Origin of the sequence: Aquabacterium sp. (genome assembly GCF_014378415.1) — a bacterium.
GTDB lineage: Bacteria > Pseudomonadota > Gammaproteobacteria > Burkholderiales > Burkholderiaceae_C > Aquabacterium.
The window spans coordinates 1-15,580 of sequence record NZ_JACMNS010000017.1; the positions used below are offsets into that span (position 1 = coordinate 1).

A 15,580-nucleotide genomic window follows, 5' to 3' on the forward strand; every position below is an offset into this window, starting at 1 on the left:
CTAGGGAGGCCCGCCCACATGGGCAAGGCCACGCACTAGGGGGACAGGCGCTTCGAGTTAGGGAGAAGACCGCATGACACGCATCGCCTGGCTCAGAACAACTTGAGCGTCTTGGCGCTGCGTGGCGCCGAAGCCGGGCCATTGCCCGAGGCACTCTTGGCGACCACCGTGCAGGTGTAGGTGACGCCGCCCTGCAGCCAGCTCATCGTGATGGGTGATTTGCTGGCGGTGGCGATGGCCGTGGCGCGGCTGGGTGCGGTGCAGGTGGACGTGTAGCCCGTGATGACCGCGCCCGGCACCGCGGCCGGTGGCGTGAACGACAGCTTCAGCGAGTACCAACTGGCGGTCAAGGCCGTGATGGTGGGGGCGCCCGGCAAGACCGCCACGCCTTGCACCGCCCAGGCCTTGGAGGAGGTGGGGGCGTCCAGCATCAAGGGGGTGTTGTCTTTGACCTTGAACTCGATGGTGTGCGGCGCGCTGTCGGCCACGGTGTAGCTGAAGGTCTGCCACTGCCCGTGCTGGGTGGCCACGGTTTTGACGGGCTGCTGGTCCACCAGCCAGGTGGCCGTCAGCCCGCCGTTGTTGGCCGAACCCGCCACGGTGGCTTGAAAACCCAGGGGGGTGCCCACGTTGGCCGTCACGCTGGCGGTTGCGGGCAAGGCACCGGGCTCGATCAGGCTGACGCCCGCACTGGGCGCGCCCCACCCCCCGCCGAACAGCTGCTTGACGAAGGCTTCGCCGTCCACGTGGCAAAAGGGCGACCCCAGCGACCGCATGATGCCGCTGAAGCATTGGCGGTACATCCCGCTGGATTGGTAGCGTGCGCCTTGCCACAGGCCCGCCTCGATGGGGTCGGGCATGGGCGCCACGCTGGGGATGGGGGTGGCGCTGGCCACCCAACGCTTCCACTTCAGGCTGCTGCGCACGGTCTGGTCAGTGACGTTGGCTTCGCAGGCGCCCAGAGGCGTGCCGGGTTGGTCGCTGCAGGCAGGGTAGCTTGGATAGGGGCTGTCGTACTCGTCGGCCAACTTGCTGAAGGAGTGGCCCAACTCGTGTTGCATGACGTCGGCCGACGCGGCGTTGGTGGACGACACGGAGATGTAGCCACCCGAGCCGCCGTACTCTTCATCGTTGACCAGCACGGCCACCATGTCCCAGTCGGGCACATCGGCGGCGGCGGTGGGCACCTTGGTGCTGTCGGCCACCAGCAAGCGGCGCAGGCCGGCCGCGCAATAGGTGGCGTCAAAGGCGGTGTCCACCATCACGACTTCGGCGCCCGGGGTTTCGCCGCAGTCGGGCTTGTCGGCGCCAGACTGGTTGGAGGGCACGAACAGCCAGCGCACATTGATGAGTTGCTGGTAGTCCTGGTAGGGCGAGATGGACAGGAACTTGTGGGCCAGCTCGGTGGCCTGGGTGATGAACTGGGCCTTTTGGGCCAGGGTGTAGCCCTCGGCCACGATCAGCAGGTCAAGGCGGTTGGCCGCGTCGCCGTTGTTGATCAGCAGGCCGCTTTCGCTGCCGGGCACGGCGGGGGGCGGGGCCGCACGCAGCAAGCTGGGTGATGGTGCGGCGTACTGGTCCAGGTCAATGTCGAGCACGGCCGGTGGTGGTGGCGCTTTGGCGGCAGTGGCGCCACCGGTCTGGACACTGGTGGCGGCGCCCGAGGCCAAGGTGTTGGCCTTCAGGCGCAGCAACTTGCCAGCCTGCACGGGCAGGCGCAGCACGTATTGGCGTTCACCGGCGGGCACCACCCGGCCTTCGATCTGGGTTTGACCAGGGCTTTGAAACTCCGCGCGGATCCAGGGTGAGCCCAGGGCCTGCGTGTCGAAGACCGAGGCGCCGGTTTTTTTGTCGACCATGGAGGCGGCCAGCACGCTTTGCTGGCGCCCGGGTTGGCTGGACGCCATGGGCGTGAGCTTGCCGCTGAGGCGAACAAACCGGTGCGAGGCCACGCTGAGCGCGCCATTAGCCTGCTCGCGCACCACGAAGTAGTGGGCATCTTCGGCCTGCGCGAAGCCGCCCGCCAAGCTGCCCGCCAAGGCCAGCAGTGCGCCCCCGGCCCAATTGAATCGTCCGCTTTGTTGTTTCATGTGCTTTCCCCGTTCCATGTGGTGGAAAGCGCTTTTTATCAGACCTTGGCTGAAAATCTGGGCTCACCTCGCCCATTTGCATGCGCGCTTACCCGACCATGCAGTCGACTTCGGGGGCCAGATTGGAGAAGGGCTGGCTGTCCAGCGGGCGGCTCACGGTCTCGAAGGCCGCCAGCAAGTTGTCGGGGAACTTCCAGCGCCGGGCATGTTGGGCAGCACCAGCAAGAACGAAAAGACATGGCTGACTTTTGACATGGTCGCCTGATGGTCCAGGTGTCCGGCAAAGACACCCGCCTCCAGTCTAGGCACATGGGCAGCAGCACCACGGTGGTATCGCTGCTCGTGATTTTTGCCGCGCTGGGTGCCGCCGCGTTGATGCGGCGCCGCGCGGGAGCCCAGGCCTGACCGCCCTTTCCATGCCCACCCCACGATCGCCTGCTGCCCGGCACCAAGCTGGTCGAAGACAAGCTGGGCCAGGCCTTTGGTGTCTCGCGCACTCGCATCCGCCAGGTGCTGATCAGGCTGGCGCAGGAGCAGGTGATCACCCTCCGGCCCAACAAGGGCGCCAGTGTGGCCGAGCCCACGGTGGATGAGGCCCGCGAAGTGTTTGAAGCGCGCGCCGTGGTCGAGTCCGTGCTGATGCAGCGCTTTGTGGCCCGTGCCAAAGCGCTCGACTTGAAGATCCTGTCCGACTGCATCGATGCCGAAGAGGTGGCCGGCAGCGAGTTGCCGATGCGCGGGGTGCAAGCCTGCCGCTGCGAAGAACACCCGGGCCTGCTGGCGGCTTTGCGCAGCGCACCAAGGAGCTGGCCATGCACGTGCTGATCATCAACCCCAACATGCGGATGGAACTGACGGCGGCGTTGGTCGAGCAGCTCACGCCTTTTGTCTCACCCGTGGGCCTGCCCGTGATCGGCCTGGCCGAGGCCTCGATGGAAGCGGGCGGGCGCTGGCTGGCCGCCGCCGTGGCTTGATCGGTTGATCGGTTGATCGGTTGATCGATGGGCTAGCGAAACACGCCCGAAAAAAGGGGCCCACGCCGCCTCAAACCCAGCCTGTGATCTTCAAGCCGCTGAGTTGCTCGGCCTCTTCGCGGCTGACGCCGCGCACGCTCTGGCCAAAGCTCCAGACGTGCCCTTCCGGGTCGGCGGCCGAATACACGCGGTCGCCATGGAACTGGTCCGCCGGTTCGCGCACGATGGTGGCGCCCGCCGCCCGCCGCCCGCGCCCGCGCGCAATGGGCATCCAGGCCCTCCAGCAACTGCACGTGCACCGACTGCGTGTTCTTGCCTTCCAGCGCCAGGGGGCTGTCGGTGGTTTCGTTCCAGGCCGGGCCGATCATGATGTAGCCATCGCCAAAGCGCATCTCCGAATGGCCCAGGTGCCCTTCACTGTCGGTGATGACCATGGTGCGTTCAAAGCCGAAGGCTTTCTCAAGCCAATCCAGCGCGGCGAAAGGGTCTTTGTAGTAGATCGCCGACGCGAAGGTGGCACGGCGAAAGGGATCGTCCATGGCGGGGTTCCTGGCCTGAATTTTTTGGGGTAATCGACACTTCAGTGTTGATCAAATCCAGGCGCAAGCCAAGTGCCGGGCGCTCAAGACCTCAGGACGCGCGCACCCATTGCTCGAAGCTTGAGCGCGACACCGGCTTGCCGAACAGGAAACCCTGCACCACTTCGCAGCCCAGGCCACTCAGGTAATCAGCTTGCGCTTGGGTTTCGACGCCCTCGGCCACCAAGGCCATGTTCAGGCTCTGGCCCAGCGACACAATCGCCTTGACCAGTTGCTCGGCATTGCCCCGGTCCGAGGGCAGCTCCTTGATGAAGGCGCGGTCGATTTTCAAGATCTGCACCGGAAAGCGCGTCAGGTAGCTCAACGCTGAATAGCCCGTGCCAAAGTCGTCGATCGCGATGGTGATGCCCAGTTGCGACAACTCTTCCAGCACGCCGCAAATTTCATCGTGCCCGTCCAGCAGCAGGCTTTCGGTGATCTCCAGCTCCAGCCATTGCGGCTGGCAGTTGGCCGCGCTCAGGGCCTCCCTCACGGTCTGGACCAGCTCGCCACCGGGGAACTGCCGCGCCGACAGGTTCACCGCGATCTTCAAGGGATCGCTGCTGCGGCTGTTCCAGTCGGCGGCGGCCACGCAGGCCGCGCGCAAAGCCCAGGCGCCCATGGGCACGATCAGGCCGGTGTCTTCGGCCAGTGGGATGAACTGCATGGGCGGGACCAGGCCGCGCTCCGGGTGGTTCCAGCGCATCAGCGCTTCGGCCCCCACCAGTCGGCCCGAGGCCAGGTCGAACTTGGGCTGATAGTGCAGCTCCAGCTCATGGCGTTCCAGGGCCTTGTGCAGCTCGCTTTCCATCGTCAGGCGGGCCGAAGCCTGCGCCGTCAGGTCGCTGGAGTAGAACTGGAAGTTGTTGCGGCCCTGCCCCTTGGCGTGGTACAGCGCCGCGTCGGCATGCTGCAGCAACTGGTTGGCATCTTTCGCGTCCGTGGGGTAGAGCGCACCGCCAATGCTGACGGTCACGAACACCTCCTGCGCACTGATGGTGAAGGGCGCTTTGAAGGCGTTGATGACCTTGCTGGCGATGCTGCCCAGGTCCGTGGGGTGGCGCACATCGGGCAGCACCACGGCGAACTCATCACCGCCCAGGCGCGCGATCGTGTCGTACTCGCGCAGCACCTGGCGCAAACGCTGCGCGGCTTGCTTGAGCAGGTCGTCGCCCGCGCGGTGGCCCAGCGAATCGTTGATGTCCTTGAAGCGGTCCAGGTCCAGCAGCAAGGTGCCCAACTGCTGCTGGTGCCATGAGGCGTCGATCAAAGCCTGGCTGAGCCGGTCGACGAACAAAGCGCGGTTGGGCAGCTCGGTCAAAGGGTCGAAGAAGGACAGCGAATGCAGCTGGCGCCGGTAAGATTTGAGCTCGGTGATGTCTTGCACCGAGGCCAGCAAGCGCCGCGGTTGGCCCTTGGGGCTGTAGCCAATGCGCGCCACGGTGTGCAGTTCGCGCGTGCCATCTTCCTCAACATGGCGGACTTCGTAGCGCAGGATTTCTGTCTTGTTGGCGAAGGCGTCTTTGTACAGGCCGACCACCCAGTCGCGCTGGTCCTCGGGCACCAACGCCAGCACGTCCTGCATGTCGGGCGCCCAATCGTGCGGACGGCGCAGCATGCGCAAGGCCTGCGCTGAAAAGCGGGCCTGCTGGCGCACATAGTCCCACTCCCAGCAACCCACCTGGGCCAGCTCCTGGGCTTCTTCCAGGCGCGCTTCGCTGTCCGACAAAGCCTGCAGCACGGCGCCTTGCGCGCTCACATCCTGCAAGCCGATCAGGGCATGGGCCAGGCTGCCATCGGCCGCGTATTCACACAGGGCCACGCCGCGCAGGTGGCGCACCGAGCCACCGAACAAGGACACGCTGAATTCGGCCTCCACCGTGGCATGGCGGCGGGCCAGGGCTTCGCGCCACAAGGCCTGGATTCGCGGTGCGTCTGAACCGCCAATCAGGCCGATCAGGCGCGACACGGTCACCCCATCGTGCAGGCCATCGCCCAGCATCGCGCGGGCCTCGACCGACACGTGCAAAGCGTTCTGAACTGCATCCCAGCGGATGAAGCCGGCCTCCATCAGATGCTGTGCAGCGCGCAGGCAATCGTCGCTGCCAGGGGGCGCAGCGGTCAGCACGTCGCTTAGAACGAGGGCTGGCATGTGGTTGTGGTCCTTGTGAATGTCCGGTTGACGGCCATGAAGCCGGGCACGCGTTTCCTCCCTTATCGGCATCCACGGGGCTAGACTTCAATCACCTTCTTACAAAACAGAGACAAGCACCATGAAGCTGCCCGATAGCGTGTTTTTAGTCACAGGTGGCAGTTCGGGATTGGGGGCCGCCGTGGTCCGCATGGCCCTGGCAGCCGGTGCCCGCGTGGTGATCGCCGACCTGGCCGAGCCCGAAGAAAGCGACCTGCTGCCCGAGTGGAAAGAGCGTTGGGCTTATGTGCACACCGACGTGGCCCAGGAGGCCAGCGCCACCGCCGCCGTGCAGATCGCCATCGGGCGCTTTCATCGGCTTGACGTGTTGGTCAACTCCGCCGGCATTGCGCGCGCCGAGAAAATCCACGGCAAGGAAGGCCCACACCGCCTGTCGGTGTTTGCCAAAACGATCGAGGTCAACCTGATCGGCAGCTTCAACATGATGCGGCTGGCCGTGCCGGCCTTCGTGGCCTCGGGTGCGCTGCCCGATCCGCCTTCCAAGGGCGTGATCATCAACACCGCGTCCATCGCGGCCTTTGATGGCCAGATCGGGCAGACGGCCTATGCGGCCTCCAAAGGCGGCATCGTGGCCATGACCCTGCCCGCCGCCCGCGAGTTGGCGCGCGACCAGGTGCGCGTGATGACCATCGCCCCCGGCATTTTTGAAACGCCCATGCTCAAAGGCATGCCGCAAGACGTGCAAGACGCGCTGGCCGCCGGCATTCCCCACCCTTCGCGCCTGGGCATGCCGTCGGAGTACGCTGAACTGGTCCGCCACATTGTGGAGAACGAGTACCTCAACGGTGAAGTGATCCGCCTGGACGGCGCCATCCGCCTGGCCCCGCGCTGATGGACGGCCTGTTGACCGACGAGCAACGCGTTCAGCGCGATGCCATCCGCGATTTCGTTCAATCGACCATCGCGCCGTTTGCCGCCCAGTGGGACCGCGACCGCGACTTGTCAGGCGACATCGTGCGGCAGATGGGCGAGATGGGTTTGCTGGGCATGGCCGTGCCCGCCGAATGGGGCGGCACCCAATCGGACGACCTGAGCTACGCGATGGCGATCGAGGAAGTGGCTGCGGGCTGCGCCTCGTGCGCGGTGCTGATGAGCGTGCACAACTCGGTCGGCTGCGTGCCCATCTTGAAGTTCGGCACGCAGGCGCAAAAGGAAGCGTGGCTGCCGGCCCTGGCCCGTGGCGATCTGCTGGCGGCCTTCTGCCTGACCGAGCCCCACAGTGGCTCCGAGGCCGATGCCTTGCGCACCCGCGCCGAGCTGACTGAGGACGGCCACTGGGTGCTGAATGGGCAAAAACAGTTCGTGACCAATGGCGAGCGGGCTGATCTGGCCATCGTGTTCGCCATCACCGACCCGGGTTTGGGCAAGAAGGGCATCTCGGCCTTCGTGGTGCCCACGGATGCGCCCGGCTTCAAGGTCGGCGCGCGTGAACGCAAGATGGGCTTGCGCGCGTCCGACACCTGCCCGGTGGCGCTGGACGATTGCCGCATCCCCGAGGGCCACTTGCTGGGCGAACGCGGGCAGGGCTTGAAGATCGCGCTGTCGAACCTGGAAGGCGGGCGCATCGGCATCGCGGCGCAGGCGGTGGGCATTGCGCGCGCGGCGCTGGCCGAGGCGCACGCCTATGCGCAAGAGCGCGTGCAGTTTGGCAAACCGATCGCCGAGCACCAGGCGATTGCGCACATGCTGGCCGACATGTTGACGCGGCTCAATGCGGCGCGGCTGATGGTGCACCATGCGGCGCGATTGCGCGGGGCGGGTCAGCCTTGCACGTCAGAGGCGGCGCAGGCCAAGCTGTTCGCCTCAGAGATGGCGGAGTGGGTTTGTTCCAAGGCGATCCAGGTGCTGGGGGGTTATGGGTATCTGGAGGACCATGCGGTGGAGCGGCACTACCGGGATGCCCGGATCACGCAGATTTATGAGGGCAGCAGTGAGATTCAGCGGACGGTGATTGCCAAGCATTGGTGATGCGGTGTGGGCAGACAAAGCCCCACCGTTCATCAGGCCTGAGCCGCGACCAAGGTTGCGCAAGGCGCCCTTGCCCGACGTCACGGGCAAGCTCTCAGCGGATGAGGTGACCAAGATCCAGGCCTCCCATCCCAGCCTTGATGACGAACCGCTCAGGTCACTGAGGCACCTTGGCGGCCTGCGCGCGCGCGATGCCCTTGGCGTATTCCACCGGGCGGATGTAGCCTTTCAGCAAGGCGGCCGAGGCGGCCAAGGTGTACTTGGCCACGTAGTCCGCGTGTGTGGGGTACAGCGTCTTCAGCTTGTTGGCATCAAAGGCATTGGTGTTGCCCCCGGCCACGCAGGCAAACAGGTCCAAAAAGGCCAATGAACCCGTCGTGAAGTTGGCGTGGCCGTACTTGGCGATCGGCACGTCAAGCTCGGGCAGGCGCAAGCCGCCCAGCGCATTGCCATTGGCGTCCTTCTTGATCGAGCCCAACCAGTCGCGCTGCAAACGTGGCGCGGTGGGCGGTGCCACACCCGTGCTCACCCAGTTCTTCAAGTGGTTGAAGGCCGCGATCTCGGTCGCGTAGACGGGCATGGCGTTGTAGGGGCTCACGCACATGGGGGGCACCCAGCCCACATCGCGGCCGCTGACCTCGCCGATGTTGTCCAGCAAATACTGATCGGCGTGCGAACCGCCGGCCACTTCCCATTGGCGGATCTTGTCGGTGTCGATTTGCTTGGACGTGCCTGAACTCAAAGACGAGTCCATCTCGGTCTGCAGCAGGAACACGGGCACCTTGGTGTCGCTGCGGATGGCGGCGGTGGCGGGCAGGTTGTCGGCCGAGGCCAGCTTGGCACCGGTGGCCAGGCGCCCGTGGATCAGCAGCCCGTCAAACACATTGTCCAGCGGCTGGATGGCGTTGGCGTAAGTCAACAGGCGCATCGCGGATTGTGAATGCCCGGTGGCCAGGATCTTGTTGGGCTGGAGGCCGCCCAGCAGCACGGCAGCCTGGTCGCGCACGGCTTGCGCGGTCTGCGACAGGATGTCGTAAGAGATGTCGTCATCGGGGATGCTCATGGCGGCATAACGGTCGCCAAACTGCTTGAGCTTTTGCACGCCCGTGACGCCCACCTTCTGCACGTTCACGCCGATGTAGGCATAGCCTTCTCGCAGAATGGCTTCGTGGGCCATGCTCCAGTCCACGTCCAGCGGATAGCCGGTGCTGACGTTGAGCCATTCCACGATGACGATGCCGTTGAACTGCGCGGCACTGGCGGGCCGGCGCACGATCATCAAGGTGTTGTAGGGGTTGGCGCTGGAGACCACGGCGGCGGCCCACTTGCCATCGGCGCCCAGGGTGCCGGTGCCCTTGTACTTGCGGGCCAGGCCGCTGATCGAGAACTCCTGCTCCACGAACTGGCTGTCGGCCACGGGGTCAAGGCGGTCACCAAAACCGGGCGTGGCGGCGCTGGGCGTGATCACGGCCTGGGGTGCGGCGGCGATGCTGGATGACGCACCGGCGCAGGCCAGTAGGGCGGCCAGACAGCATTGGCGCAGGGTGATCTGGGGGGTCATCTTCATGGGAGCTTCCTTGAAAGGAATTTGGTTGCACGACAAGCGTTAATACTGCGTCGCCAAGGTAGTTCCATTGCATTACAAATGCACCGGGTAGAAGCCCTCATGGCCCCCTTGGTCAAGGGGGGTCCACCCGGCCAAGGTTGAAATGGCGGATTCGCTGACGAGCGATGAAGCCAATGCCCGACAAAGCCGCCCTCGCATGCCGCATCAGGCCTTGCGGCGGGACGCCACCTTGGTTTCAGGTGCTTGTTGGCAGGCTTTTGGGAGCCGGGCGCGGGCCTGGGCAGATTCAGCCACGAAGCGGTCCTTGCCTCGCACAGAAATGATGACCTCGGGCTGGCCGGCCAGGGCCGATTCGATGGCGGCGGCGGTCATGGGCCACCGCTTATAATCAGGCCTGCAACAAGCTCTTCTTGTTGCCCAAAACATCTCGCAGTCAGGGAGACATTCATGCGATCAATTCACCCCTTGCTTTCACTGGCAGGCGCCGCCTTGGCCCTGGCCATGACCGGTTGTGCCACCGAAAGCTCAAAAGCATTGCCTGTGCAGCAGGTCGAAAGCGCGGCGCGGCCCTACACCGGGGCACGCACGCCCATCGCCGTGGGCAAGTTCGACAACCGCTCAAGCTACATGCGCGGCATCTTTTCTGACGGCGTGGACCGCTTGGGCGGACAGGCCAAAACCATCCTGATCACACACCTGCAGCAAACCAACCGCTTCAACGTGCTCGACCGCGACAACCTGCAAGAGATGAAGCAGGAAGCCAGCATCAAGGGCACCACGCAAACACTCAAAGGCGCGGACTATGTGGTCACGGGTGACGTGACCGAGTTCGGCCGCAAAGAAGTCGGCGATCAACAATTGTTTGGCATCCTGGGTCGCGGCAAGTCTCAGATTGCGTATGCCAAGGTCAGCTTGAACATCGTCAACATCGCCACCTCCGAAGTGGTGTATTCCGCCCAGGGTGCGGGCGAGTACAGCTTGTCGAACCGTGAAGTGATCGGCTTTGGTGGCACCGCCAGCTATGACTCAACGCTGAATGGCAAGGTCCTGGACCTGGCCATGCGCGAAGCCGTCGACAAGCTGGCCTCCGCCATTGATTCCGGCGCCTGGAAACCTGCCCGCTGATCGGAGACTTACCGCATGAATCATCTGAAAAAGCCTTTGGGCCTGTTGGCCGCCGGCGTGTTCGCGTTGACCTTGGGTGGATGTGCCCAGCAGACGCCCCCACTGTACGGCTGGGAAAGCTATCAGGCCCAGGTCTACGCACACTTCAAGGCGCAAGACACCGGCCCTGAGCAGCAGATATCTGCGCTTGAAGCCGATTTGCAGAAAATCCGCGCCAAAGGCCAGACACCTCCACCGGGATACCACGCTCACCTGGGCATGCTGTATGCCTCGCTGGGCAAGGACGACCAGGCGGTGCAGGAGCTGCAGACCGAGAAAGGCCTGTTCCCTGAATCCACGGTTTACATGGACAGCTTGCTGTCCAAATACAAGAAGTGAAGGCGGGACCAAACATGCGCATTCAAAGAATCGCGAAGCTGGCTGTGCTGGCATCAACCGTCGTCCTGTTTGCCGGGTGTGCCACACAAAAGAGCGTGGACTACACCGCGTACAAGCAAAGCCGTCCCAAGTCGATCCTGATCCTGCCACCCGTCAACAATTCACCCGACGTGAATGGCAGCATCAGCGTGTTGTCGCACATGAGCCACCCCTTGGCCGAGGCAGGCTACTACGTGCTGCCGGTGACCCTGGTGGCTGAAACCTTCAAGCAGAACGGCCTGACCAATCCCCCGGATATTCACGCCGTCGCCCCAGCCAAGCTCAAGGAGATTTTTGGCGCGGACGCAGGCTTGTACGTGACCATCAACCGGTATGGCTCCACGTACACCGTGTTCAACAGCGCGGCTGTGGTGTCGGCAGACGCCCGGCTGATTGATCTGACCACAGGCGCCGAGCTGTGGTCAGGCTCAGCCACGGCCACCAACGACAACAACGGCGGCAATCAAGGTGGCTTGGTGGGCTTGCTGGTCACCGCCATCGTCAAGCAGATCCTGAACAACGCCACCGATGCCAGCCACGTGGTGGCCGGGATGGCCAGCCAGCAACTGCTGATGGCGGGGCGTCAAAACGGCATCCTGTACGGGCCTCACTCGCCTTCGTTCGGCAAAGACGCAGGCCCATGAAAAAAGCGGAGCGGCCTGGGAAAGGCTTGCTCCGCTTTTCATCGCCGCGTCAAAGCGGTGCTGATCAGGCTCAACGCACGCCGTCAGGCAGCTCGATCTTCACTTCCAGCACATCGAGGTTGTCCTGGCGCTCCAGGCTCACCTTGATGTCATCCGGGTTGATGGCGATGTACTTGATGATCACCGCGACCAACTCCCTTTGCAGGGCCGGCAGGTAGTCGGGGTTGCCGTGCCGACCATTGCGCTCATGCGCGAGGATGATCTGCAGGCGCTCCTTGGCCACCGACGCGGTTTTTTTCTTTTCACCGAGGAAGAAGGAAAGGAAGGACATGCTGCTTACCTCCCCCCGAACATGCGCTTGAAGAAGCCGGGCTTGACGGCCTCAATGAAGCGCATGGGTTTGTCTTCGCCCAGGAAGCGGGCAATCACATCCTTGTAGGCCTCGGACACGTCCGATTCGGCCAGGTGGATGGCGGGCAGGCCCTGGTTCGAGGCGGTCAACACCGATTCGGATTCAGGGATCACGCCGATCAACGGGATGCGCAAGATCTCTTGAATGTCTTGCAGCGACAACATCTGGCCCTCTTCAACCCGGGTGGGGTTGTAGCGGGTGATCAGCAGGTGCTCCTTGATGGGCGTTTGCCCTTCAATGGCGCGCTTGGTTTTCGAGGCCAGCATGCCCAGGATGCGGTCGGAGTCGCGCACCGATGACACCTCGGGGTTGGTCACCACCAAGGCTTCGTCGGCAAAGTGCATGGCCAGCAAGGCGCCGGTCTCGATGCCCGCCGGCGAGTCGCAAATGATGTATTCGAAGTCCATCGCGGCCAGGTCGGTCAGGATCTTCTCGATGCCTTCCTTGGACAGCGCGTCCTTGTCACGCGTTTGCGAGGCCGGCAGCACGAACAGGTTGTCGCACTGCTTGTCCTTGATCAGCGCCTGGTTCAGGTTGGCTTCGCCATTGATGACGTTGATCAGGTCATAGACCACGCGCCGCTCGCAGCCCATGATGAGGTCAAGGTTGCGCAGACCGACGTCGAAGTCGATGACCACGGTTTTGTGGCCACGAAGGGCTAGACCTGACGAAAAGCTGGCGCTGGTGGTGGTTTTGCCCACCCCTCCCTTGCCGGAGGTCACCACGATGATTTTGGCCATCGGTATCGAGTCCTTCTTGAACAGTTAATTGAGTTTGATCGGTTCCATCACCAGCTTGTCGCCTTCAAGGCGAATCTGGGCAGGTTTGCCCAGAACATCTGGTGACAGCGCCGTTTCAGACGTGCGGTAAATGCCTGCGATGGAGATCAGTTCGGGCTCCAGGCAGGTGGTGAAAATGCGGGCATCGGTGTTGCCACGGGCGCCCGCGATGGCTTTGCCACGCAGCGGTGCATAGACGTGGATGTGGCCGTCGGCGATGATTTCGGCGCCGTTGTTGACCGCCGCCAGCACCACCAGGTCGCCGCCCTTGGCATAAACCTGCTGGCCGGAGCGCAAAGGCTTGTCGATCACCATGGTGGGCACCGAAGGGCCGGGCACTTGCACCGGCACTTCGCGGATCACCTCGACCTCGCGAATCACTTCCTGGACCACGGTCTCGACACGCACAGGCACCTTGGCCGAGGGGCCGTCGGGCGCCTCGAACAAGCCCACGGCTTGGGCGGCGGCCATTTGCGCGGGGCTGCCGCCCTTGACGGCCACCGGCACCATGCTGTGCTGGCGCAGCAAGGCGATCAGGTGGTTGAAGGGGATGGCTTTGGGATCACCCTGGACGGGCGTCAGGTCAATGACCACCGGGTCTTGGTTGAAAAAATCGGCGGACGCACCAAAACGCTCACCCAACTCGTGGGCCAAGGCCGCCAGGTCAGTGGTTTTCAGCACGACGGCGACCAGGGTCAGCGTGGCGCTTTTCAGATCGACGATGAGCGGGGTGTTCCCTTTGGAGACAACAGCCATGGGGCAGCGAGACCTCGAAAGGGATACAGTTTACCGGTTCGTTCGCTCCCGGCCCTGAATCCGCATGCTTGAAGTTCAAGGATTGACCAAACGTTATGGCCCCGAGCCGGTGTTCGCCCAGGTTGATCTGCGCGTGCAACCCGGTGAATTCATCGCCATCGTGGGCGAGTCGGGGGTGGGCAAATCCACCTTGCTGAACTGCCTGGCAGGGCTGGACCGGGCCGACGAAGGGCACGTTACTCTGAAGGGCGTGGACGTGCAGTCGCTGGACGAGACCGCGCAGGCGCACTTTCGAAGGCAGAACTTGGGCTTCGTCTTCCAGGCCTTTCACGTGTTGCCGCATTTGAGCGTGGCGCAGAACGTGGGCCTGCCTTTGATGCTGCTGGGCGAGCACCGCGACGCGGCCTACTTAGAACGTTTGAACTCGGCTTTGCGCTCGGTGGGGCTGGAGGGCCTGGGTGAACGCCTGCCGCAACAACTGTCCGGCGGGCAACTGCAGCGCGTGGCCATCGCCCGCGCGCTGATCCACCGGCCCGCGCTGCTGCTGGCCGACGAGCCCACCGGCAACCTCGACCCCGAAACGGCCGACAAGGTGATGAGCGCTTTCGTGGCGCAGATGCGCGAGCACCAGACGGCTTGTGTGATGGTGACCCACTCGCCCTCGGCCGCGCAACGCGCCGACCGCGTGTTGCGCCTGACCCGCGAAGGTTTGCGCGATGCGGCCTGAGGCCTCGTCGCCGATCCCGACCCTGCTGCGCCACTTCTCCTGGCCGGAGCTGCGGCACCACGGCTGGCGGCATGCCACCGCCGTGCTGGCCGTGCTGCTGGGCGTGGCGCTGGCCTTCTCCGTGCACCTGATCAACGAATCGGCCTTGAGCGAGTTCAGCTCGGCGGTGCGTTCGGTCAATGGCCAGGCCGACCTCAGCCTGCGCGCGGCACGCGGTGGCTTCGACGAAGCGCTGTACCCGCGCGTGGCCCGGCACCCGCAGGTCGCGCTGGCCAGCCCCGTGGTCGAGGTGACGACGCTGGCCATCGGCCCACGCGGGCAAAAGCAGTCCTTGAAGATCCTCGGCCTGGACCCGCTGGTGGCCGCGCCCCTGGCGCCCGCCTTGATGCCTCGCTTGGCCCAAGGCGAGGACCGCCTGGTGCTGTTCGCCACCGACGCCATCTCGCTGAACGCGCAGGCGCGCCAGAAGTTGGGCGCGGCACCGGGCGACACCATCGAGGTGCAGTCGGGCCTGGCCTTGAAGAAGCTGCGCGTGGTGGGCACAGTCATCGCTGGTGGCGAGGCCTTGGGCGTGATGGACATCGCGGGGGCACAGGCGGTGCTGGGCACGCTGGGGCAGCTCAGCCGCATCGACGTCAAGCTGGTGGGCGGCGCGCAAACGGCCCAGGTGCTCAAGTCTTTGCAGTTGCCCGAAGGCGTGGTCAGCGATTCGGGCGACGCGTCCACACAGCGGGTGTCCAACGTGTCGCGCGCCTACCGCGTCAACCTGACGGTGTTGGCGCTGGTGGCGCTGTTCACGGGCGCCTTCCTGGTGTTCTCGATCCTGTCGCTGTCGGTGGCCAAGCGGCAGCCGTCTTTGGCGCTGTTGGGCGTGCTGGGCTTGAGCGCCCGTGAGCGGCTGGCTTTGGTGTTGTGCGAATCAGCGGCCATTGGCTTGGTGGGTTCGGGGCTGGGCATCGCGGCCGGCACGGGCCTGGCCTACACGGCGCTCATGCTGCTGGCGGGTGTGCTGGGCGGCGGCTACTTTCCGGGCATCGCGCCCAGCTTGCAATGGTCGCCGTGGGCCGCAGCGCTGTATGGCGGCCTGGGCGTGCTGGCCGCCGTGCTGGGCGGCTGGTTGCCAGCCCGGGCCGCGCAAGACCTGCCACCCGCCCAAGCTTTGAAGGGACTGGGCGACACGAACCGCGCGTCGCGCCTGCCCTGGCTGGGCCCGGTGCTGTTGCTGCTGGGCGTGGCGCTGGCCATGCTGCCACCGGTGGCGGGCGTGCCGCTGTGGGCCTACCTCAGCGTGGCCTGCCTGTTGATGGGCGGCATCGCCTGCGTGCCTGGCA

Annotated in this window: 17 protein-coding genes and 1 pseudogene; 10 read left to right on the plus strand and 8 right to left on the minus strand. The window is 64.6% G+C overall.

The genetic code is table 11. The annotated features are described in order from the left end of the window. Positions 1–92: 92 nt before the first annotated feature. Positions 93–2,090: a M64 family metallopeptidase gene (locus H7225_RS02050; protein WP_290659049.1), complete on the minus strand. Its 1,998-nt coding sequence runs from the start codon at positions 2,088–2,090 to the stop codon at positions 93–95. Positions 2,091–2,106: 16 nt separating this feature from the next. On the opposite strand from H7225_RS02050, the gene H7225_RS02055 reads away from it, so the two are divergent. The 3 genes from H7225_RS02055 (at position 2,107) to H7225_RS02065 (ending at position 3,064) form a co-directional block, all read left to right on the plus strand. After that, on the plus strand, positions 2,107–2,355 hold the full coding sequence (locus tag H7225_RS02055; RefSeq protein WP_290659051.1) for a hypothetical protein: 249 nt from the start codon (positions 2,107–2,109) through the stop codon (positions 2,353–2,355). 173 nt (positions 2,356–2,528) lie between these two features. Continuing rightward, the gene (locus H7225_RS18300; RefSeq protein WP_366481278.1) at positions 2,529–2,915 is read left to right on the plus strand and encodes a GntR family transcriptional regulator; all 387 of its coding nucleotides are present in this window, start codon (positions 2,529–2,531) and stop codon (positions 2,913–2,915) included. Further along, a complete protein-coding gene (locus H7225_RS02065; protein WP_290659053.1) occupies positions 2,903–3,064 on the plus strand; it encodes a hypothetical protein in 162 nt (53 codons plus the stop codon). Before H7225_RS18300 ends, H7225_RS02065 begins: the two co-directional genes overlap by 13 nt. A 70-nt stretch (positions 3,065–3,134) precedes the next feature. Here the strand turns inward: H7225_RS02065 and H7225_RS02070 are convergent. Together H7225_RS02070 and H7225_RS02075 are read right to left on the minus strand one after the other, a co-directional pair. Then, positions 3,135–3,603 (minus strand): annotated as a pseudogene (locus tag H7225_RS02070) (VOC family protein). Between the two features lie 91 nt (positions 3,604–3,694). Beyond that, the gene (locus H7225_RS02075) at positions 3,695–5,794 is read right to left on the minus strand and encodes a bifunctional diguanylate cyclase/phosphodiesterase (protein ID WP_290659055.1); all 2,100 of its coding nucleotides are present in this window, start codon (positions 5,792–5,794) and stop codon (positions 3,695–3,697) included. Positions 5,795–5,915: 121 nt separating this feature from the next. Between H7225_RS02075 and H7225_RS02080 the strand changes: the two genes are divergently transcribed. Both H7225_RS02080 and H7225_RS02085 read left to right on the plus strand, forming a co-directional pair. Beyond that, on the plus strand, positions 5,916–6,686 hold the full coding sequence (locus H7225_RS02080; RefSeq protein WP_290659057.1) for an SDR family NAD(P)-dependent oxidoreductase: 771 nt from the start codon (positions 5,916–5,918) through the stop codon (positions 6,684–6,686). Beyond that, positions 6,686–7,822 (plus strand): acyl-CoA dehydrogenase family protein, encoded by a 1,137-nt coding sequence (locus H7225_RS02085; protein WP_290659059.1) that lies wholly within the window; start codon positions 6,686–6,688, stop codon positions 7,820–7,822. The genes H7225_RS02080 and H7225_RS02085 overlap by 1 nt, the downstream gene beginning before the upstream one ends. A 157-nt stretch (positions 7,823–7,979) precedes the next feature. Here H7225_RS02085 and H7225_RS02090 read toward each other — a convergent pair whose 3' ends face one another. Together H7225_RS02090 and H7225_RS02095 are read right to left on the minus strand one after the other, a co-directional pair. Next, a complete protein-coding gene (locus tag H7225_RS02090; RefSeq protein ID WP_290659061.1) occupies positions 7,980–9,389 on the minus strand; it encodes an alpha/beta hydrolase domain-containing protein in 1,410 nt (469 codons plus the stop codon). Between the two features lie 204 nt (positions 9,390–9,593). Continuing rightward, positions 9,594–9,761, minus strand: coding sequence for a hypothetical protein (locus H7225_RS02095; RefSeq protein WP_290659063.1), 168 nt, complete (start codon positions 9,759–9,761; stop codon positions 9,594–9,596). 75 nt (positions 9,762–9,836) lie between these two features. Here H7225_RS02095 and H7225_RS02100 point away from each other — a divergent pair, with 75 nt between their 5' ends. From H7225_RS02100 to H7225_RS02110, 3 genes are read left to right on the plus strand one after another with little or no spacing between them, the layout of a single operon-like run. Next, positions 9,837–10,514, plus strand: a complete 678-nt coding sequence (locus tag H7225_RS02100; RefSeq protein WP_290659065.1) for a CsgG/HfaB family protein — start codon at positions 9,837–9,839, stop codon at positions 10,512–10,514. A 15-nt stretch (positions 10,515–10,529) separates the two neighbouring features. After that, positions 10,530–10,892 (plus strand): DUF4810 domain-containing protein, encoded by a 363-nt coding sequence (locus tag H7225_RS02105; protein WP_290659067.1) that lies wholly within the window; start codon positions 10,530–10,532, stop codon positions 10,890–10,892. Between the two features lie 14 nt (positions 10,893–10,906). Next, the gene (locus H7225_RS02110; protein WP_290659069.1) at positions 10,907–11,575 is read left to right on the plus strand and encodes a DUF799 domain-containing protein; all 669 of its coding nucleotides are present in this window, start codon (positions 10,907–10,909) and stop codon (positions 11,573–11,575) included. Positions 11,576–11,645: 70 nt separating this feature from the next. On the opposite strand, the gene minE is transcribed toward H7225_RS02110, so the two are convergent. From minE to minC, 3 genes are read right to left on the minus strand one after another with little or no spacing between them, the layout of a single operon-like run. Beyond that, complete coding sequence (gene minE, locus H7225_RS02115; protein ID WP_290659071.1) at positions 11,646–11,906, minus strand: cell division topological specificity factor MinE; 261 nt, start codon at positions 11,904–11,906, stop codon at positions 11,646–11,648. Between the two features lie 5 nt (positions 11,907–11,911). Then, positions 11,912–12,727, minus strand: a complete 816-nt coding sequence (minD, locus tag H7225_RS02120; RefSeq protein WP_290659073.1) for a septum site-determining protein MinD — start codon at positions 12,725–12,727, stop codon at positions 11,912–11,914. A gap of 24 nt (positions 12,728–12,751) precedes the next feature. Continuing rightward, positions 12,752–13,522: a septum site-determining protein MinC gene (gene minC, locus H7225_RS02125; RefSeq protein WP_290659074.1), complete on the minus strand. Its 771-nt coding sequence runs from the start codon at positions 13,520–13,522 to the stop codon at positions 12,752–12,754. Between the two features lie 64 nt (positions 13,523–13,586). Between minC and H7225_RS02130 the strand changes: the two genes are divergently transcribed. Beyond that, a complete protein-coding gene (locus H7225_RS02130; RefSeq protein WP_290659076.1) occupies positions 13,587–14,249 on the plus strand; it encodes an ABC transporter ATP-binding protein in 663 nt (220 codons plus the stop codon). Then, positions 14,239–15,580, plus strand: a 1,342-nt coding sequence (locus tag H7225_RS02135; protein ID WP_290659077.1) for an FtsX-like permease family protein, incomplete at its 3' end; no start/stop codon positions are given. The genes H7225_RS02130 and H7225_RS02135, both read left to right, overlap by 11 nt.